Consider the following 20,984-nt stretch of genomic DNA (forward strand, 5'->3'; position numbering starts at 1 on the left):
GATATGACAGAGCGTGAACGTTATACAAATGAAGAAACAGAAGCTGAACCAAAAGGAGATGCAAAAGAAGCATCAGTAATAGAGAAGATTCAACAGCTAGGTCAAACGAACGTGCCGCAAATGAATGAGTCTAAAATTCATTGTTTGACAATTGTAGGGCAAGTAGAAGGGCATGTTCAATTGCCACCACAAAATAAGACGACGAAATATGAACATATTATTCCGCAAATCGTCGCAATCGAACAAAATCCGAAAATCGAAGGGTTATTATTAATACTGAACACAGTCGGTGGAGACGTTGAAGCGGGACTAGCTATTTCTGAAATGGTAGCGTCGCTTTCAAAACCGACAGTATCTCTTGTATTAGGTGGCGGCCATTCCATTGGCGTCCCAATTGCTGTGTCGACAGATTATTCGTATATTGCAGAAACAGCAACGATGACGATTCATCCAATTCGTTTAACAGGGCTTGTCATTGGTGTACCGCAAACATTTGAGTATTTGGATAAAATGCAAGAACGTGTCATTCGATTTGTAACAAAGCATTCTAAAGTGACAGAAGATCGTTTTAAGGAGCTTATGTTTGCAAAAGGAAATTTAACACGTGACATCGGAACGAATGTAATTGGTGGCGATGCGGTGAAATACGGCTTAATCGATGATGTGGGAGGAATAGGAGATGCGATTCAAAAATTGAATGAATTGATCGATATGAGAGCGACAGGAAAAAATCAAGATGGGAAGTTGTTACAATGATTTTATACACAATGATGCCGGAACATCTCATTTATCCACCAGATTATTCGCAAAATGAAGGGCAAAAAGTTATTCATGTAAGTGGTGTAGAAATGGTAGTGAACTTAGAAAAAGATCAATCGTATTCGATTGTGCGCCTGCTAAGCACAAATCCAGATCACTACTTACAATATGAGCCAGGACAGAGAATATCCATTTCGTAAAAAGCAGGATTTTGTCTAAAAGCTATGGTATAATATAAAAAACAAGACGGTTGAGCAGCCATGAATAGGCTGCTTTCTTCTGTTTATGTAGCATTTTACAAGAAGTGTAAAAAATAGAAGATAAAAAGACCTAAATAAAAGAGAAACTTTCTCTATCTTTCGTTTACTATGAATTGAACAAGTCGTGCTTTTACGGAAGGTAACAGTTTGTACCTATCTTCTTTATTTTTATAAAAGTGTTATTGTTACAAAATAGCAGACGAACAGTTACATTTAATTTTTAGAACACGGGGTGAAAAAATGGCAAAACAAAAGCAAAGAGGGACGAAATCAAAGGCAAGACGTACGATAAAACCAACTTTGTATTACGAAATCGTCGGATTGACTCTTTTTGCACTTTCAATCATTACAATTTTACAACTAGGTATTGTAGGGAAATCGTTTGTGTTATTTTTTCGCTTTTTCTTTGGTGAATGGTACATAATTGGTGTATTAGGAGTGATTGCGTTATCCATTGCGTTTGTCATTAGGCGTGGATGGCCCAACCTTCTTCATAAACGACTAATCGGTGTTTATTTAATTGTATTAGCGATAGTAATGTTTAGTCACATTACATTATTTAATCTGCTTACAAAAGACGGAGCGGTAGAAAATACATCTGTCATTGTTAGTACAAAAGACTTGTTCTTTCTTGAGATGAAAAAGAGTCCAGGCACGATTCATTTAGGTGGCGGTATGTTCGGGGCTCTAATGTTTGCAACATGCTATTTCTTATTTGATGAAGTAGGAGCTTATCTCATTGGAATTATTCTTGTCATTCTTGGTATACTCTGCATTACAAATAAGCATATTGGTGAAATATTAGCTCCGGTAGGGAGAATAGTAAGAAGTCAATTTCAGGTGATGCAAGGAGATTATAAAGATTGGAGATCGAAGCGTGTAGCTGAACAAACCGAAAAGAAAAAGAGAGAAAGACGTACGAGAAATGAGAGTTCTGAATCCCAAGAAGAGATTGCGGAGCCTATAGAAGAAATTAGTATTGACCCGCCAATTATTTCGAATTTCTCAGAGAATTATCCGATTCATGAAGAACAGGATTTGCCGAAAGAAGTAGGAATGGATCATCCTATTCCAGATGTTGAGGAAGTGCAAAATACACCCGAAGAAAAACCGAAAAAGAAACGCGGCGAGAAGATTGTTGAATCGTTAGAAGGAGATGCAAAAGCGCCGCCGATGCAATTTTCAAATGTAGAAAATAAAGATTATGAACTTCCTGCTATCGATATATTGAAGTTTCCAAAGAATAAGCAAGTGACAAATGAAAATGAAAAAATCTATGAGAATGCTCGTAAGCTTGAACGAACTTTCCAAAGTTTTGGAGTGAAAGCAAAAGTAACGAAAGTACATAAAGGGCCCGCAGTTACAAAGTATGAAGTGTATCCTGATATGGGTGTGAAAGTGAGTAAAATTGTTAGTTTAAGTGATGATTTAGCGCTTGCTTTAGCAGCGAAAGATATTCGAATTGAAGCGCCGATTCCCGGGAAATCAGCTGTAGGAATTGAGGTTCCAAATTCAGAAGTTTCGGTGGTTACACTTAGAGAGGTGCTAGATTCAAAGGCGAATAATCATCCAGAGGAAAAATTATTAATCGGCCTTGGGCGTGATATTACAGGTGAAGCTGTCTTAGCCCGTTTAAATAAGATGCCGCATTTATTGGTGGCTGGAGCGACTGGTAGCGGAAAAAGTGTATGTATTAATGGGATTATCGTTAGTATTTTAATGCGTGCTAAACCGCACGAAGTAAAGTTAATGATGATTGATCCAAAGATGGTAGAGTTAAATGTATACAATGGTGTTCCGCATTTATTAACACCTGTAGTGACAGATCCGAAGAAAGCTTCACAAGCTTTGAAAAAAGTTGTTAGTGAGATGGAACGTCGCTATGAATTGTTTGCGCATAGTGGAACGCGTAATATCGAAGGCTATAATGAGTATATTAGACATCATAATGAGCAATCAGAAGCGAAGCAACAAGAACTTCCATATATCGTTGTAATTGTGGACGAGTTGGCTGATTTAATGATGGTCGCGTCTTCGGATGTCGAAGATGCAATTATGCGGTTAGCACAGATGGCTCGTGCTGCGGGCATTCATTTAATCATTGCAACGCAGCGTCCATCGGTTGATGTTATCACCGGGGTTATTAAAGCGAATATTCCATCACGTATTGCTTTCGCTGTGTCTTCTCAAACAGATTCCCGTACGATTCTTGATAGCGGCGGCGCAGAGAAATTGTTAGGAAGAGGAGATATGCTCTTTATACCGATTGGTGCGTCCAAACCAGTGCGTGTACAAGGCGCTTTTTTATCAGATGATGAAGTGGAAAGAGTTGTAGAGTATGTGATTGGACAACAAAAAGCACAATATCAAGAAGATATGATTCCGCAAGATGTACCAGAAACAAAACAAGAAGTAGAAGATGAATTGTATGACGAAGCAGTACAGCTTGTTGTCGAAATGCAAACAGCTTCTGTTTCGATGTTACAACGACGATTTAGAGTGGGATACACGCGTGCAGCACGTCTGATTGATGCGATGGAAATGAATGGTGTTGTTGGACCGTATGAAGGCAGCAAACCGCGCGAAGTGTTAATTAAAGATATACAAGAACAGAGTTCTTAATAAAAAAGCCTAATTGTTTACAATTAGGCTTTTTTATATAGTGTTTTTGTTATATACTATATATATCGTAAAAGAAAAGGCTTACATTTTGGTAGATTCTCTAGAATACGAATGCTTTTAATTTTGATTTGTTAAATGTTCGACATTTACTGTGGGAAAATGTTGAATTTTGTTGACACATATGGGGGCAAGTGGTAAGATTACTTCGAAAAGAATCACCGCCTCATATAATCTTGGAAATAAGGTCCATAAGTTTCTACCTAGCAACCATAAATTGCTAGACTATGAGGGGAAAAGTGTGTAACAAAGGATGTAAGAGGAATCTTTGTGCCGAACTTTTTCTCTAGCTGAGGAATGTTTATGGTACAAAGTTTTTTTATATAATAAAGATGGAAAATTTTGTCTTAAAAAACTATTAATATTTATTCGACAAATTATAGCATCGGAAGAAAAAAGAGAAAAGAAGTCTTACATCAGAGGTCGAATAATTGAATGGGGGGAGTCTTATGTCGGTTAAATCTGATAGTCGACATTTATATTTGCGAGTGATCGATCATATTAAAGAGAAAATCAAAAGTGGCGCATATAAAGAAAAGCAAAAGTTACCTTCTGAGTTTGATTTAGCAAAGGAACTAGGTGTAAGTAGAGCAACTTTGCGTGAAGCGCTCCGTATTTTGGAAGAAGAAAATGTTGTCATTCGTAGACATGGCGTAGGAACGTTTGTGAATGCAAAGCCGTTGTTCTCTTCTGGAATCGAACAACTTTCCAGTATTACCGATATGATTGCTAGCGTTGGAAAAACACCGGGGACTATTTTTTTATCATCATCTACTACAAGTTTAACAGAAGAAGAAAAAGAAAAGTTTCATAATGAAGAAGGTTTTGAAGCAGTCATGATTGAGCGTGTTCGTACAGCAGATGGGGAACCTGTTGTATACTGTGTTGATAAATTATCAAAAGAAATATTGCCGGATTTATCAGATTATAATGAAGAGTCGTTGCTTACTGTTATACATAATAACACGCATAAGCGCGTCACATATGCAGTTGCTCATATTGAACCGATTGGATATCATCCGAAAATATCACCAATCTTACAGTGTGAACCAGAAACAGCATTACTGATTTTAAAACAAATGCATTACGATCAAAATGATGAACCAATTTTGTATTCTATTAATTATTTTAGAGCAGATAAATTTAGCTTCCATGTATTACGAAAACGTATGTAAATCGGTTCCTTTTTAGGGAGGTGACAGCAAAAAGGAAGGGACAGCAGCATAAATAATAAATAGAGATATACATCATTTTAGGAGGGGTTTCTAGTATGAAGAAAAAAGCAGGTCTTTTATTATCATTAACGTTAGCAGCAAGTACAGTGTTGGGGGCATGTGGTAACTCAGACAAAGCAAGTAGTGACAAGAAAGATAGTAAAGGTTTTAAAGTGGGTATGGTTACCGATGTTGGTGGGGTTGATGATAAATCATTTAACCAATCAGCGTGGGAAGGATTAACAAAGTTCGGTAAAGATAATGATTTGAAAAAGAATGAAGGCTATCGTTACCTTCAATCAAGTAAAGACTCAGACTATATTCCAAACTTAACAAAGTTTGCGAAAGGAAATTATAATGTAACATTTGGTATTGGATATTTAATGGAAGACTCTATTGAAAAAGTAGCAGATCAATATCCGAAACAACAATTTGCAATTGTAGACACTGTTGTGGAAAAACCAAATGTAACAAGTATTACATTTAAAGACCATGAAGGATCTTTCCTTGTTGGGGTTGCGGCGGCAATGGCGACAAAATCTAATAAAGTTGGCTTTGTCGGCGGAGTAAAGAGTCCATTAATTAACAAGTTTGAATCAGGATTTAAAGCTGGAGCGAAAGCAGTAAATCCAAACATTGAAATCGTTTCACAATATGCAGATGCATTTGATAAACCAGAAAAAGGATCTGTATTAGCATCAGCAATGTATGGTCAAGGTGTTGACGTAATTTATCACGCATCTGGTGCAACCGGTAATGGCGTATTTACAGAAGCGAAAAACCGTAAGAAAAAAGGTGAAAATGTTTGGGTAATTGGTGTTGACCGTGACCAAAATCAAGAAGGTATGCCTGAAAATGTAACGTTAACATCTATGGTAAAACGTGTTGACGTTGCAGTAGCAAAAGTAGCAAAAGAAGCAAAAGATGGAAAATTAAAAGGCGGTAAAACAGAAGAATTCGGCTTGAAAGATGATGGTATTGGTATTGCGAAAACAACTGACAATGTGAAAAAAGTAAATCCAGAAATCTTAACAAAAATAGAAGAGTTTGAGAAGAAAATTACAGCTGGAGAAATTAAAGTACCTGCAACTGATGATGAGTACAAAGAATATGAGGCTTCTCTAACGAAATAATGATAGAGAAATAACAAAGGTTAGTTCTTAGAACTAACCTTTGTATCTATCAAATCATTTTTCATAGAGTGTAATTGGGGGATTGTTCCCTGCTAAAAGGAGGAACACAATGGAATACGTAATTGAGATGAACAATATTACAAAAGTATTCCCAGGCATTGTGGCGAACGATGACATTACGCTGCAAGTAAAACAGGGAGAAATACACGCTTTGCTCGGAGAAAATGGAGCAGGGAAATCAACGCTAATGAATGTTCTTTTTGGACTGTATCAACCAGAGCAAGGAGAAATTAAAATTAAAGGGAAGCCTGTAAAAATTACAAACCCTAATGTTGCGAATGATTTTGGAATTGGCATGGTTCACCAACATTTTATGCTTGTTCACAATTTTACCGTTACAGAGAATATTATTCTTGGAAATGAACCGAAAAAAAAGGGGAAAATTGCAGTTGATGAAGCAGCGCAAGAAATTAAAAAGCTATCTGAACAATACGGTCTAGCGGTAGACCCGTATGCGAAAATTGAAGATATTTCAGTTGGAATGCAACAGCGGGTTGAAATTTTAAAAACACTTTATCGAGGAGCTGAAATTTTAATATTTGATGAACCAACAGCAGTATTAACTCCTCAAGAAATTCATGAACTGATTCAAATTATGAAAAAACTTGTACAAGAAGGAAAATCTATTATTCTAATTACTCATAAATTAAAAGAAATTATGGAAGTTTGTGATCGTTGTACGATTATTCGAAAAGGAAAAGGAATCGGTACAGTTGACGTGGCAAATACAGATGAACATAAACTTGCGGAACGAATGGTCGGACGTCAAGTGAATTTTAAAACAGAAAAATTAGACGCAAAACCTAAGGAAGATGTACTTTCGATTGCGAATCTTGTTGTTCGTGATGCACGTCAATTACCTGCTGTAAAAGGCCTTGACTTAACTGTTCGTGCAGGAGAAATTGTTGGTATTGCAGGAATTGATGGGAATGGACAAAGTGAATTAATAGAGGCAATTACTGGTTTACGAAAAGTTGAGTCAGGTTCTATTGCAATGAATGGGAAAGAGATAACGAATTGGCCTGTGAGACGGATTACAGAAGAAGGAATTGGTCATATTCCAGAAGACCGTCATAAACATGGACTCGTCCTTGATTTTTCTGTAAGAGATAATATTGTTTTACAAACATATTATAAAAACCCGTTTTCGAAAAAAGGGATTTTAAATTTTAATGATATTACAAAAAAAGCGAAAGAGCTTATTGCGCAGTTTGATGTGCGTACACCGAGTGAATATACATTGGCTCGGGCGCTATCTGGTGGGAATCAGCAAAAAGCCATTATTGCTCGTGAGGTAGATCGCAATCCGGACTTATTAATTGCAGCACAGCCAACCCGTGGTCTTGATGTAGGGGCAATTGAATTTATTCATAAAAAATTAATTGAGCAAAGGGATAAAGGGAAAGCGGTACTACTTGTATCTTTAGAACTTGACGAAATTTTAAATGTAAGTGACCGCGTGGCTGTTATTTATGAAGGAAGAATTGTTGCAATTGTTGATGCAAAAGCAACGAATGAACAAGAGTTAGGTCTTTTAATGGCTGGTGGAACAGGGGAAGAGAAGGTGAGTACAAATGGCTAAAAAATTTTTAACGGAGCGAACGATTAATATTTTAGTACCTGTATTATCTGTTCTTTTTGGTTTGCTTGTAGGAGCCATTGTTATGCTAGTGAGCGGATATGATCCGATTGTTGGATATGCAGCATTGTGGGAAGGAATGGTTGGAAATCCGCAAGCTATAGGTGAAACACTTCGTACGATGATTCCTCTTGTGTTAGCTGGTCTTTCCGTTGCCTTTGCATTCCGTACAGGACTATTTAATATCGGAGTAGAGGGTCAATTGTTAGTCGGATGGCTTGCAGCAGTTTGGTTCGGTTATGCAGTGTCATTACCAGCGTTCTTACATATTCCGCTATCTATTTTCATTGCAGCAATCGTTGGTGGTTTATGGGGCTTTATTCCAGGGTACTTAAAAGGGAAATTTAAAGTAAATGAAGTTATTGTAACCATTATGATGAACTATATTGCACTGTATGTGACATATGACCTCATTAAACGTTTTTTACATGAAGCGAATGAAAAATCATATGATATTCAGCCAAGTGCATCGTTAGCGTCTGAATGGCTCTCTTCTTTAACAGAAGGATCACGCCTGCACTGGGGGATTCTTGTTGCGATTCTTATTGCGATTCTCATGTGGTTCTTATTAGATCGAACAACGTTAGGTTATGAATTAAAATCAGTTGGATTTAATCAACATGCTTCGCGATATGCTGGTATGAAAGTCTCTCGTAATGTCATCTTATCGATGACAATTGCAGGTGCATTTGCAGGTATTGGTGGAGCGATGGAAGGGCTTGGAACCTTTCAAAATATGACAGCGATGTCCTCATTTACTGGAATTGGATTTGACGGAATTGCAGTCGCTCTTCTTGGCGGAAATAACCCATTTGGTATCTTGCTTGCTGCTTTATTATTTGGTGGTTTAAAAAGTGCAGCACCGCAAATGAACTTTGAAGCAGATGTGCCATCTGAATTAATAAATGTCATTATTGCATGTATTATTTTCTTTGTTGCTTGTAGCTATGTTTTACGCTGGGCACTTACACGCATGAGCAAGGAGGGGAAATAAATGAACTTCTTAGATATTTTAGCCATTCTTGTGACAGGTACATTATATACAGCGGCCCCACTTATTTTTACGGCGCTTGGTGGAGTGTTCAGTGAACGTTCTGGAGTTGTAAATATCGCATTAGAAGGGTTAATGTTATTTGGTGCATTTATTGGTGTTGTGACAACTTTATTAATGGGAGATACGTGGGGGACGATGACCCCTTGGATCGCACTTGTTTTTGCAGCAATTGGTGGTGGAATGTTTGCACTTCTTCACGCTGTTGCTTCCATTACATTTCGTGCGGACCAAGTTGTTAGTGGAGTAGCAATCAACTTTTTAGCGCTTGGTTTGACTGTTTTTGCGATTAAGAAAATTTTCGGTAAAGGTCAAACTGATTTTATTCAATATCGTATTGAAAAAATCGACGTTCCAGGGCTTTCGGATCTTCCTATTATCGGAAAATTATTTTTCACCAGTGTACCTTTAACGTCGTATATTGCTATTATTTTAGCTTTTGTTGTTTGGTATATTATTTATAAAACGCCGTTTGGTCTTCGTCTTCGCGCAGTTGGTGAACATCCCATGGCAGCTGATACGATGGGAATTAATGTATATAAAATGCGTTACATTGCCGTTTGTATTTCAGGTATGTTTGCTGGCGTTGGCGGTGCCATCTTTGCCATGTCTATCTCAAATAACTTTTCAGGTGCAACGATTACAGGACAAGGTTTTTTAGCGCTAGCTGCTATGATTTTCGGGAAATGGAATCCGCTTGGGGCGCTAGGAGCTGCCTTGTTCTTCGGGTTTGCACAATCACTTGGAGTAACGGGAGGAACCATTCCTGTACTGAAAGAAATACCAAGTGTTTTCTTAACAATCTTGCCATATGTGTTTACGATTTTAGCACTAGTTGGTTTTGTCGGACGTTCAGAAGCACCAAAAGCGCTTGGAACACCATATGAAAAAGGAAAGAGATAATCTTTTCAGAGTTTGAAAAAGCTCGCACATTAGTGCGGGCTTTTTGACATAGAATATGTTTAATATCGAAATGCATATAAGAATTTAAAAGTGAAAAAGGAAGAAAAGTTGATTTTTGATTTCTAAAAACTGTATATTGAAGAGGAGTATTCCTACATAGGTAAAGGAGGGCTATAAATGAAATTGATGGAACAGCAAATGCATGAGTTAGGTGGTTTACGAGTACATATCATTCCAACAGATAAGTATAAAACAAATACATTTGTATTTCGCTTTAAGGCGCCTTTAAATGAAGAAACTGTGACAGAGCGTGCTATTTTGCCTTATGTTTTACAAAGCGCTACCGAGAAATTGCCATCTGTCATTCGTCTTCGCCAATATTTAGAGGAATTATACGGTTCTTCTTTAGCGGTAGATGTAAGTAAAAAAGGTGAGGATCATATCATATCTATTTACATGGATGTCGCCAATGAGAAATATTTACAAGATGCTTCGCTTCTTTTTGAAAAAGCGCTTTCTATGTTATCTGATATTGTGTTACATCCAGCAACTGAAGAAAAGGGTTTTTTACAGTCTATTGTAGAGAGTGAGAAGCGAGCGCTTCTGCAACGAATTGAAGCGACATATGATGATAAAATGCGTTACGCAAATGAACGTCTCATTGAAGAAATGTGTAAAGTCGAACCATATCGATTAAGTGCCAACGGAAAAAAAGAAGATGTTCCGTTAATTACAAGTGAAACGTTATATCAATATTATCAAAAAGTGCTAGCAGAAGATGAAATGGATCTTTACATTATTGGCGATATTTCAGACAATGCAGCTGAACTCGTTCGTAAATATTTTTCCATTTCACCACGCGTACCGAAAGAAAAAAATGTAGTACTTCATAAACGAAATAACGAAGAAAAAGAGATTGTTGAGAAACAAGAGTTAAAACAAAGTAAATTAAATATCGGTTATCGCACATATGTGACCTATCGTGATGAAGATTACTTTGCATTACAATTATTTAACGGTTTATTTGGTGGGTTTTCGCATTCCAAATTGTTTGTGAATGTTCGGGAAAAAAATAGTTTAGCGTATTATGCAGCTTCACGCTTTGAAAGTCATAAAGGTTTGCTCTTCGTTATGTCTGGAATTGAAGGGAAGAATTATGAAAAAGCGATTGCGATTATTAAAGAGCAAATGAAGGCGATGAAGAATGGTGATTTCTCAGAGGAAGAAATTCAGCAAACAAAAAGTGTAATTCGCAATCAAGTTTTAGAAGCGATTGATACACCACGTGGTTTCGTTGAATTATTATACCATGGTATTATTGCGGAACATACACGTCCAGTAGAAGAATGGATTACTGGAATAGAAGCTGTTACGAAAGAAGAAATTGTAAAGGTCGCAAATCAAATTGAGTTAGATACGATTTACTTTTTACATGGAACGGAGGGAGAATAGATGGAGAAGATCTCTTATGATCAATTAAAAGAAACGCTTTATTATGACAAGCTTCCAAATGGGTTAGATGTATATATTTTACCGAAGCAAGGATTCAATAAAACATTTGCGACGTTTACAACAAAATACGGCTCTATCGATAATACATTCGTTCCTCTTGGAAAAGAAAAGATGGTTCGGGTGCCAGATGGAATCGCTCATTTCCTTGAACATAAATTATTTGAAAAAGAGGATCATGACGCATTTCAGTTGTTTAGTAAGCAAGGAGCATCTGCAAATGCATTTACATCCTTTACAAGAACGGCGTATCTTTTTTCATGTACATCCAATGTAGAACAAAATTTAAATACATTATTAAATTTTGTTCAAGAGCCATACTTTTCGGAAAAAACAGTGGAAAAAGAGAAAGGCATTATTGGTCAAGAAATTCAAATGTATCAAGATAATCCTGATTGGCGTTTATACTTTGGGTTAATTGATAGTTTATTTGTGAAACATCCGATTAAAATTGATATCGCTGGGACAATTGAATCGATAAGTAAAATTACGAAAGATTTATTGTATGAGTGCTATGAAACATTTTATCATCCAAGTAATATGCTTTTATTTGTTGTTGGAGCTGTTGATCCAGAAAAGACAATGGCATTAGTACGAGAAAATCAAGCGAAAAAAGATTATCAAAATCAGCCAGAAATTATTCGTTCATTTGAAAGTGAACCAGAAGAAGTAAATGAGAAAAAGAAAGTGATTTCGATGTCTGTTCAAACGCCAAAATGTTTAGTAGGAATTAAAGCAGTAGGGCTAAAAGAAAAAGGTGAGGAGCTTTTAAAACAAGAAATTGCACTGACGTTACTTTTAGATTATTTATTTGGAAAAGGATCAACTCATTATGAGTCCTTATATAATGAAGGGCTCATTGATGAAACATTCTCTTATGATTATACAGAAGAGAGTAGTTTTGGGTTTGCGATGGTTGGGGGCGATACAAAACAGCCAGATGAATTAGCAGATCGATTGAAAGCAATTTTGTTGCAAATAGATTATAATAAGCTTGATGCAAATACATTAGAGCGTGTAAAGAAAAAGAAAATTGGAGGATTTTTACGCTCTCTTAATTCACCAGAATATATTGCAAATCAATTTACAAGATATGCATTTAATGAAACGAGTTTATTTGATGCATTATCTACTTTAGAAAGCATAACAGTTCAAGATTTACAAAGTGCAGCAAAAGAATTTTTAGTTGAAGACAGAATGAGTATTTGCCAAGTCTTACCGAAGAAATAACATACAAACATGAGGAATCTGTTGTCTGTTATATAAAGTGAAACTTTAATCAGTGGGGGGGTTCTTCACCCCACTGATTATGAGCCCTCACCAATCGGGCTGTTACGGGCAGCCCTACTCCCACCTATCTTCCTTGTTTCTCTCTGAATCTTGAGGTGGGAGTCTTACTGCCCTAAAATAGCGGGATAAAAATGAACCCCTCCTTACTTTTTAGTCATGCTTAAAAAGTAAAGAGGGGTATTTATAATGAAGAGTATGAATAGATGTCTTCGAAGAAAGGATTAAGAGATGAAGAAATATGCGTTAGTGACTGGAGGAAGCGGAGGAATTGGCTTTGCAATTTCAAAGCAGTTAATAGAAGATGGGTATACAGTATATATGCACTACAATAAAAATGAAGACAAAGTAAAGGAGTTAGCAAAACAAATTGGAGAAGTTATTCCTGTTCAAGCTAACTTAGCCTGTGCAGATGGAGTAGAGAAATTGTGGGAACAGATTGATCATCCGATTGAAACGATTGTATACGCAGCTGGAAAAAGTATATTTGGCTTAGTTACTGATGTGACCAATGAACAACTTGATGAAATGATTGCATTACAAGTGAAGAGTGTGTATAAACTTATGTCGTTTGCACTGCCACCAATGATACAACGGAGAAAGGGTAATGTTGTCATTATTTCGTCAATTTGGGGGCAAATAGGAGCTTCTTGCGAAGTGTTATATTCTATGGTAAAAGGTGCACAAAATGCATATACAAAAGCTTTAGCGAAAGAAGTGGCTTTAAGTGGAGTTCGTGTCAATGCAGTGGCGCCAGGTGCAATTGAGACAGAAATGTTAAGTGTATTCTCAGAAGAAGATAAAAATGGAATTGCAGAGGAAATTCCGGTGGGACGAATTGGTTCCCCGGAAGAGGTGGCAAAAACAGTCTCCTTTTTAATATCACCAGGAGCTTCTTATATAACAGGACAAATTATTGGAGTAAATGGTGGCTGGCATTGTTAAAAAACATACATAAAAGATAAAAAACTGTGCAAATTAAGTATGATTGTAATACTCAATAGTAGTGAGGTGCTTAATATGTCAGTATTAGATAACTTTGATCAATGGAAAAGCTTTTTAGGAGAGCGTTTAGAGCAGGCGCAAGGAAAAGGTCTAGAGGGCGGTGTTGTTTCAGATATGGCATACCGTGTTGGGGATTATCTTGCAAATGAAGTAGAAGCGCGCAATGATCAAGAAAAACTATTAGCAGAGCTGTGGAAAGTGGCAGATGAACAAGAACAACATACAATTGCAAATCTAATGGTAAAGTTGGTACAAAAAAAATAAAAAAAGAGAGGAGATTCTCCTCTCTTTTTTTTATGTGGAAAATCCATTGATTTCATTGTACTTTTAACTTCCCTATTGGGATGAAATCATATAATATAGTACGTAGGTGTAAAGTAAGCAAGGGGGGAGTGATCTTGGATGATTGAATGGTATTTTGAATATGAAATACATAAAAACCGACCTGGCTTGCTTGGTGACGTTTCTTCGTTAATCGGTATGCTTGGTATTAATATCGTCACAATTAATGGTGTGGATAATGCAAGGCGCGGTCTTTTGCTTATGTGTGATAATCAAGAGCAAATTTCGAGGCTTGAATCAATTTTAAATACGATGGATAATATAACGGTAACGAAATATCGTCCGCCAAAACTCAGGGACAGGCTAGCGATAAGGCATGGCAGGTACATACAACGAGATGCTGATGATAAGAAAACATTTCGATTTGTACGGGATGAATTAGGGCTACTTGTTGATTTTATGGCAGAATTAATGAAAAAAGAGGGCCATAAACTTATCGGAATAAGAGGAATGCCTCGCGTTGGGAAAACGGAATCTATTGTTGCTGCAAGTGTTTGTGCGAATAAGCGTTGGCTGTTTGTTTCGTCTACCCTTATTAAACAAACGGTACGTAGTCAATTGATTGAAGATGAGTATAGCGACGATAATATTTTTATATTAGATGGGATTGTTTCAACAAAGCGCGCGAATGAAAGACATTGGCAGCTTGTACGTGAAATTATGAGGTTGCCCGCAACAAAAGTTGTAGAACATCCAGATGTATTTGTGAGTCAATCAGAATACACACTTGATGATTTTGATTATATTATTGAATTGCGTAACGATTATGATGAAGAAATTCAATATAATTTAGTAGATGAAATTGAGCAGGGAACGCAAAATAATTTCTCTATGTTTGACTTTTAAAGAAATATTGAGGTGTTAGCAGTGACGGAATTAGGACAAAAGCTGAAGGAAGCAAGAGAAGCAAAAGGCTTGTCTATTGATCAGCTACATGAGATTACAAAAATTCAAAAGCGTTATTTAGTAACAATTGAAGAGGGCGACTACAGCATATTACCGGGAGCTTTTTATGCGCGTGCATTTATTAAACAATATGCGGATGCTGTTGGGTTAAACGGAGAGGAATTGCTTGTAGAATATCAAAGTACAATACCACAATCTGAATCTCATGATGTACCACAAGTATCAACTGGTCAAAAAACACAGGAGACAATCCAAAAGGCAACATCGCTTCCAATTGCAGATCATATGCCGAAAATCTTAATTGCACTATTGGTAATTGCGTTAGGAGTAGTGATTTGGCTTGTTTTCCAATGGGTAACTGCAAAAGATGATGGTGCAGTAGCACAAAACAAAAGTGAACAAATTGAAGTGCAAAAAGCAAAGGATTCTCCGTTAGATGAGAAAAAAGATGAAAAAGCGGAAGAACTGAAACAAGAAAAAGCAAAACAGGATGAAACAAAAAAAGAAGAGCAAAAGAAGGCTGAGCAACAAGCACAGCAACCACCGACAGGGCAAGATGAGATAAAGCTAGTTGGCACAAAAGAGAAAGTATCTACGTATGAAATTAATAATAAGGAACTACAACTAGAAATCTCTGCTAAGGGAACGACTTATGTGGATATTAAAGACGAAAATGGTAATGAAATTTATAAAGGGACATTAGATGCAGGTCAAACTGTTCCACAAAATTTAACAGAGAAAAAAGAAGTGCGATTAAATATCGGTAATGCACTGAATACAGAAGTTAAAGTAAATGGAAAAGTTGTGAATTACGGTTTAAATGCTGAAGAGGCATTGCACCAAAGAATGGTGATTAAAAACTTAGGGGGAGAACAACCTGCACAATAATAGTCATCGCTTCGATGACTTTTTTCAATGAACAAATGTTTGTGACATGATGGAGGAATAGTTGTGAACTTACCAAATAAAATTACGATATCTCGAATCTGCTTAATTCCAATTTTTTTAGTCATTATGATTGCGCCTTTTGACTGGGGTTCATATACAATTGGAAACGTAGATTTACCAATTCAACATTTAATCGGGGCGCTTATTTTTATTATTGCATCAGCTACTGACTGGATTGATGGGCATTTAGCAAGAAAATATAATCTTGTTACAAATTTAGGGAAATTCCTGGATCCATTAGCTGATAAATTGCTTGTTTCAGCGGCGCTTATTACATTAGTTGAAATGCAATATGTACCAGCGTGGATTGTAATTGTTATTATTAGTCGTGAATTTGCAGTTACAGGCTTACGACTTGTATTAGCTGGTACTGGAGAAGTTGTTGCAGCTAATATGTTAGGGAAAATCAAGACGTGGACACAAATTATTGCAATTTCAGCATATTTATTACATGATGTGCCATTAAATTTAATCCATATTCCAGTTGCTGATATTTTTATATGGATTGCATTGATCTTTACAGTTATTTCTGGGTTTGATTACTTTTGGAAAAATAGAGCTGTGTTTGTCAATTCAAAATAGCAGTTTATGGGGGAATCGGAATGAATGCCGAAATTATTGCGGTTGGAACAGAATTATTACTGGGGCAAATTACAAATACAAATGCGAAGTTTTTATCTGAAAAATTAGCTTCTATTGGAATAAATGTTTATTATCATACTGTAGTAGGTGATAATAAACAACGGCTACAAGAGGCTATTCGTACAGCTGAAAAACGTGCAAATATATTGATTTTTACTGGCGGACTCGGACCAACAAAAGATGATTTAACGAAAGAAACAATCGCGTCTATTGTTAAGGAAGACCTTGTTTATGATGAAGCGGCATTAACATCGATTCGTGAATATTTTAATCGAACGGGTCGTGAGTTCACAGAGAATAATATAAAACAAGCACTCGTTTTAAAGGGTTCAACTGTATTTGCAAATAATCACGGTATGGCGCCTGGTATGGGATTACATAAAAATGAAAAAGTGTATATTTTATTGCCAGGTCCACCGAAAGAAATGCAACCAATGTATAATAGCTATGTAGATCCGTTCTTACGTAATGTAACAACTGGTGAACGTATTTATTCTCGTGTCCTTCGTTTTTTCGGTATTGGCGAATCTCAGTTAGAAGTAAAAGTACAAGATTTAATTGACAACCAAACGAATCCGACAATTGCACCGCTAGCTTCTGATGGAGAGGTAACGTTGCGGTTAACTGCAAAACATCAGAATGTAGAGCAAGCGGAGGCATTAATTCAGCAAGTAGAACATGTAATCTTAGAAAGAGTAGGCGAGTTTTTTTACGGCTATAATCAAGATTTCCTTCACTATAAGGCAATTGAGTTATTGAAGAAAAAAGGTTTCACTCTAGCCTGTGCTGAAAGTTTAACAGGTGGCCTTTTTGGTAATCAAATAACGGAAAATGCTGGTGTGTCTTCTATTTTGAAAGGTGGCATAATTTGCTATCACAATGATGTAAAACAGCATATTTTGCACGTTCCTGAAGAAACTTTACAAACGGCAGGTGCGGTGAGTGAAGAATGTGCGCGTTATCTTGCTGAAAATGTAAAATTACTTTTAAAATCGGATATTGGCATTAGTTTTACGGGGGTCGCAGGGCCAGCTGCTTCAGAAAATAAAGAACCTGGAACTGTATTTATCGGTTTAGCAATAAAAGATGAACCGACAATAGTTTTTCCGCTTCATTTAAGTGGGAGCCGTCAGCAAATTCGTGAACGTACTGTGAAATATGGATTTTATCATTTATACAAAAAGCTAGAAGAGATGTGAGTTTCTTCTAGCTTTTTTATGGTAAAAATGCGTTTTTATAAACTGGAAATAAAAAAATCGAATAAATGTTCGATTTTTGTTGGCAAATTAAAATAAAAATAGGTATAATAAGATTAGCAATTGAGTTAAGGAGGAATTTGAATGAGTGATCGTCAAGCAGCGTTAGATATGGCGTTAAAACAAATAGAGAAGCAATTCGGTAAAGGTTCCATTATGAAATTGGGAGAGCAAGCTGAACGCAAGGTTTCAACAGTACCAAGCGGTTCGTTAGCGCTTGATGTAGCGCTAGGGGTTGGTGGTTATCCACGCGGTCGTATTATTGAAATTTACGGGCCTGAAAGCTCAGGGAAAACGACAGTTTCATTACACGCGATTGCAGAAGTGCAACGTCAAGGTGGACAAGCGGCATTTATTGATGCGGAGCATGCGATGGATCCTGTATATGCACAGAAATTAGGGGTTAACATCGACGAATTACTATTATCACAGCCTGATACAGGGGAGCAAGGATTAGAAATTGCCGAAGCATTAGTACGAAGCGGTGCAATTGATATTATCGTAATCGACTCTGTAGCTGCCCTTGTACCAAAAGCGGAGATTGAAGGAGAAATGGGTGACTCTCACGTCGGTTTACAAGCACGTTTAATGTCACAAGCACTTCGTAAACTTTCAGGTGCAATTAATAAGTCAAAAACAATTGCAATCTTTATTAACCAAATTCGTGAAAAAGTTGGGGTTATGTTCGGGAACCCAGAGACAACTCCAGGTGGTCGTGCATTAAAATTCTATTCAACAGTACGTCTTGAAGTACGCCGTGCCGAACAATTAAAGCAAGGTAATGAAATTGTTGGTAATAAAACGAAAGTAAAAGTAGTAAAAAATAAAGTAGCACCGCCATTCCGCGTAGCAGAAGTGGACATTATGTACGGAGAAGGTATTTCAAGAGAAGGCGAAATTTTAGATATGGCTTCTGAACTGGATATCGTTCAGAAAAGTGGTGCTTGGTATGCCTATAATGAAGAGCGTTTAGGACAAGGACGCGAAAATGCAAAACAATTCTTAAAAGAAAATCCAGATATAAGAGACGAAATTGCATTCTTTATTCGTGAGCATCATGGAATTGGTGAAGATTCTGCTCCTGAAAATATGGAAGAAAGCACAAATCTTGATTAAAAAGACACGATTTCGTGTCTTTTTTTTATAAATGTATCCGGTATTTTCGAAGTGCCCGCAAAAGCACAACATAATGAGTGGAAGATGGGGAAAACGCCACTGAGTAAAATTTTATTTTGTAAGCAGCGCTTTCAGCAGGTGGTGTCTCACTATTTTTTATACATATTAGGTATATATATAGATTATTTATAAAGATAGTGCTACATTTTCTTTTTGTTTACGGAACATTTGAATGTTAAAGGTAAAGAAAGTAAAAGTAGACAACGCTTGACAACGAAAAATGCGATAGATACAATGAGAATGTATATTTTTTCTTATATACGATACACTCTTCTCAAGAAGAGAAGTAATATTCGGAGTAAGATCTCAATCTTGCCGAAATAATAATATGACATTTTAATTGTGAAATGAAGAAAGTCCCTTAAAAAATTGGGACGACAGTCTTTGCTGTACGTTGCAATTCGATGTACATGCCGACAGTCTTTTTTCATTCATAGCAAGAGGAGGTGAAATCATGAGTAATACAGTTTGGATACTCATCTCCATTTTGCTTGCAACAGTCGGTGCAGTTGTTGGCTTTTTTGTTCGAAAGTCTATTGCAGAAGCGAAGATTAATGGTGCAGCTAATGAAGCGAAGCGTATTTTAGACGATGCGAATCGCGAAGCAGAGGCACTTAAGAAAGAAGCGCTTTTAGAAGCAAAGGATGAAATTCATACACTTCGTACAGAAGCTGAATTAGAAATTCGTGACCGTAGAAGCGAATTACAAAAACAAGAAAATCGTTTAATGCAAAAAGAAGAGAACCTTGATCGTAAAGACGAAACGCTCGATAAACGTGAGCAGATGTTAGAAAAGAAAGAGGAATCTCTTGTAGCGAGACAACAGCAGATTGAAGAGTTGGAAAGCAAAGTGGGAGAGTTAGTTCAAAAGCAACAAACGGAATTAGAGCGCATTTCCAATCTGACACGCGAACAGGCGAAATCAATCATTTTAGGGAAAGTGGAAAACGAACTTTCTCATGAAATTGCCGCGATGGTAAAAGAGAGTGAAGTTCGTGCGAAAGAAGAAGCTGATAAGAAAGCAAAAGAGATTTTATCTTTAGCAATGCAAAGATGTGCAGCTGATCATGTTGCTGAAACAACCGTTTCGGTTGTAAATCTTCCAAATGACGAAATGAAGGGACGTATTATTGGGCGTGAAGGTCGTAATATTCGTACGTTAGAAACCTTAACAGGTATCGACCTTATTATTGATGATACACCTGAGGCAGTAATTTTATCAGGATTTGACCCAATTCGTCGTGAAACAGCTCGTATCGCTCTTGATAAGCTCGTACAGGATGGACGTATTCACCCAGCTCGTATTGAAGAAATGGTTGAAAAATCAAGACGTGAAGTGGATGAATATATTCGTGAAGTAGGAGAACAAACAACATTTGAAGTTGGTATCCACGGATTACACCCAGATTTAATTAAAATTTTGGGTCGCTTGAAATACCGTACAAGTTATGGACAAAACGTGCTGAAGCACTCTATGGAAGTAGCTTACTTAACAGGACTTATGGCAGCAGAACTGGGCGAGGATGAAAAACTAGCAAGACGTGCTGGTTTACTTCATGATATCGGTAAAGCAATCGATCATGAAGTGGAAGGCAGTCACGTTGAAATTGGTGTTGAACTCGCAACGAAATATAAAGAGCACCCTGTTGTTATAAACAGTATCGCCTCTCACCATGGTGATACAGAACCAACTTCTATCATTGCAGTTTTAGTTGCAGCAGCCGATGCATTATCAGCTGCAAGACCAGGAGCTCGTAGTGAAACACTTGAAAACTACATTCGTCGACTTGAGAAGCTAGAGGAAATTTCTGAGTCTTATGAAGGCGTAGAGAAATCTTTTGCAATTCAAGCAGGTCGCGAAGTTCGTATTCTGGTAAAACCAGATACAATCGATGATTTAGAATCTCATCGTTTAGCGCGTGATATTCGAAAACGTATTGAAAATGAACTAGATTATCCAGGTCATATTAAAGTAACAGTGATTCGTGAAACACGTGCAGTGGAATATGCAAAATAAAGTGGTGAAACACCACTTTATTTTTTTGGTTTGGAATTGGGTAAGATAAAGTAAAACTTCCAGTAGCAAGAGGATACCGCTTACAATGTATCGGTAGAACTGCCTATAAAAGCCCGATTGATAGGGGCATATGGAGTAAAACTCCATGTAAAGTGAGCGAAATGGTTCGATTACAAGATGTAATAAAAAGTAGTACAT

18 protein-coding genes and 1 riboswitch are annotated in these 20,984 nt (G+C 36.9%); all 18 genes read left to right on the top strand.

What is annotated here, in order from left to right; translation table 11 throughout:
* The first annotated feature begins 3 nt into the window (after nucleotides 1–3).
* Nucleotides 4–756 carry a ClpP family protease gene (locus tag MR063_RS17260; RefSeq protein WP_242144565.1) on the top strand — a complete coding sequence of 251 codons (753 nt, stop codon included), beginning with the start codon at nucleotides 4–6 and terminating at the stop codon, nucleotides 754–756.
* The gene (locus MR063_RS17265; protein WP_242200213.1) at nucleotides 753–959 is read left to right on the top strand and encodes a YlzJ-like family protein; all 207 of its coding nucleotides are present in this window, start codon (nucleotides 753–755) and stop codon (nucleotides 957–959) included. Before MR063_RS17260 ends, MR063_RS17265 begins: the two co-directional genes overlap by 4 nt.
* Before the next feature lie 300 nt (nucleotides 960–1,259).
* Complete coding sequence (locus tag MR063_RS17270) at nucleotides 1,260–3,641, top strand: DNA translocase FtsK (RefSeq protein WP_242200216.1); 2,382 nt, start codon at nucleotides 1,260–1,262, stop codon at nucleotides 3,639–3,641.
* Nucleotides 3,642–3,844: 203 nt separating this feature from the next.
* Nucleotides 3,845–3,946: riboswitch (purine riboswitch) on the top strand.
* Nucleotides 3,947–4,147: 201 nt separating this feature from the next.
* The gene (locus tag MR063_RS17275; RefSeq protein WP_242200225.1) at nucleotides 4,148–4,873 is read left to right on the top strand and encodes a GntR family transcriptional regulator; all 726 of its coding nucleotides are present in this window, start codon (nucleotides 4,148–4,150) and stop codon (nucleotides 4,871–4,873) included.
* Nucleotides 4,874–4,968: 95 nt separating this feature from the next.
* Nucleotides 4,969–6,045 carry a BMP family lipoprotein gene (locus MR063_RS17280; protein WP_242200227.1) on the top strand — a complete coding sequence of 359 codons (1,077 nt, stop codon included), beginning with the start codon at nucleotides 4,969–4,971 and terminating at the stop codon, nucleotides 6,043–6,045.
* 109 nt (nucleotides 6,046–6,154) lie between these two features.
* Complete coding sequence (locus MR063_RS17285) at nucleotides 6,155–7,687, top strand: ABC transporter ATP-binding protein (RefSeq protein ID WP_242200229.1); 1,533 nt, start codon at nucleotides 6,155–6,157, stop codon at nucleotides 7,685–7,687.
* On the top strand, nucleotides 7,680–8,738 hold the full coding sequence (locus MR063_RS17290) for an ABC transporter permease (RefSeq protein ID WP_242200231.1): 1,059 nt from the start codon (nucleotides 7,680–7,682) through the stop codon (nucleotides 8,736–8,738). The genes MR063_RS17285 and MR063_RS17290 overlap by 8 nt, the downstream gene beginning before the upstream one ends.
* On the top strand, nucleotides 8,739–9,698 hold the full coding sequence (locus tag MR063_RS17295) for an ABC transporter permease (RefSeq protein WP_242200233.1): 960 nt from the start codon (nucleotides 8,739–8,741) through the stop codon (nucleotides 9,696–9,698).
* Between the two features lie 177 nt (nucleotides 9,699–9,875).
* Nucleotides 9,876–11,150, top strand: a complete 1,275-nt coding sequence (yfmF, locus tag MR063_RS17300) for an EF-P 5-aminopentanol modification-associated protein YfmF (protein WP_242200244.1) — start codon at nucleotides 9,876–9,878, stop codon at nucleotides 11,148–11,150.
* Complete coding sequence (yfmH, locus tag MR063_RS17305; RefSeq protein ID WP_242200256.1) at nucleotides 11,151–12,437, top strand: EF-P 5-aminopentanol modification-associated protein YfmH; 1,287 nt, start codon at nucleotides 11,151–11,153, stop codon at nucleotides 12,435–12,437.
* A gap of 288 nt (nucleotides 12,438–12,725) precedes the next feature.
* Nucleotides 12,726–13,439 (top strand): elongation factor P 5-aminopentanone reductase, encoded by a 714-nt coding sequence (gene ymfI / locus MR063_RS17310; RefSeq protein ID WP_242200257.1) that lies wholly within the window; start codon nucleotides 12,726–12,728, stop codon nucleotides 13,437–13,439.
* A 75-nt stretch (nucleotides 13,440–13,514) separates the two neighbouring features.
* Nucleotides 13,515–13,763: a DUF3243 domain-containing protein gene (locus MR063_RS17315; protein ID WP_242144576.1), complete on the top strand. Its 249-nt coding sequence runs from the start codon at nucleotides 13,515–13,517 to the stop codon at nucleotides 13,761–13,763.
* Between the two features lie 138 nt (nucleotides 13,764–13,901).
* Nucleotides 13,902–14,687, top strand: coding sequence for a DUF3388 domain-containing protein (locus MR063_RS17320; protein ID WP_242144577.1), 786 nt, complete (start codon nucleotides 13,902–13,904; stop codon nucleotides 14,685–14,687).
* 21 nt (nucleotides 14,688–14,708) lie between these two features.
* On the top strand, nucleotides 14,709–15,635 hold the full coding sequence (locus tag MR063_RS17325; protein WP_242200379.1) for a helix-turn-helix domain-containing protein: 927 nt from the start codon (nucleotides 14,709–14,711) through the stop codon (nucleotides 15,633–15,635).
* Nucleotides 15,636–15,698: 63 nt separating this feature from the next.
* Entirely contained in the window at nucleotides 15,699–16,277 is a 579-nt protein-coding gene (gene pgsA, locus MR063_RS17330) for a CDP-diacylglycerol--glycerol-3-phosphate 3-phosphatidyltransferase (RefSeq protein ID WP_242200260.1), read from the top strand.
* 20 nt (nucleotides 16,278–16,297) lie between these two features.
* Complete coding sequence (locus MR063_RS17335) at nucleotides 16,298–17,536, top strand: competence/damage-inducible protein A (protein ID WP_242200268.1); 1,239 nt, start codon at nucleotides 16,298–16,300, stop codon at nucleotides 17,534–17,536.
* 141 nt (nucleotides 17,537–17,677) lie between these two features.
* The gene (gene recA, locus MR063_RS17340) at nucleotides 17,678–18,709 is read left to right on the top strand and encodes a recombinase RecA (protein ID WP_242200281.1); all 1,032 of its coding nucleotides are present in this window, start codon (nucleotides 17,678–17,680) and stop codon (nucleotides 18,707–18,709) included.
* Between the two features lie 514 nt (nucleotides 18,710–19,223).
* On the top strand, nucleotides 19,224–20,786 hold the full coding sequence (gene rny, locus MR063_RS17345) for a ribonuclease Y (protein WP_242144581.1): 1,563 nt from the start codon (nucleotides 19,224–19,226) through the stop codon (nucleotides 20,784–20,786).
* Nucleotides 20,787–20,984 lie beyond the last annotated feature (198 nt).

Source organism: Bacillus cereus group sp. BfR-BA-01492 (assembly GCF_022662815.1).
GTDB classification, from domain to species: Bacteria; Bacillota; Bacilli; order Bacillales; family Bacillaceae_G; genus Bacillus_A; species Bacillus_A cereus_BD.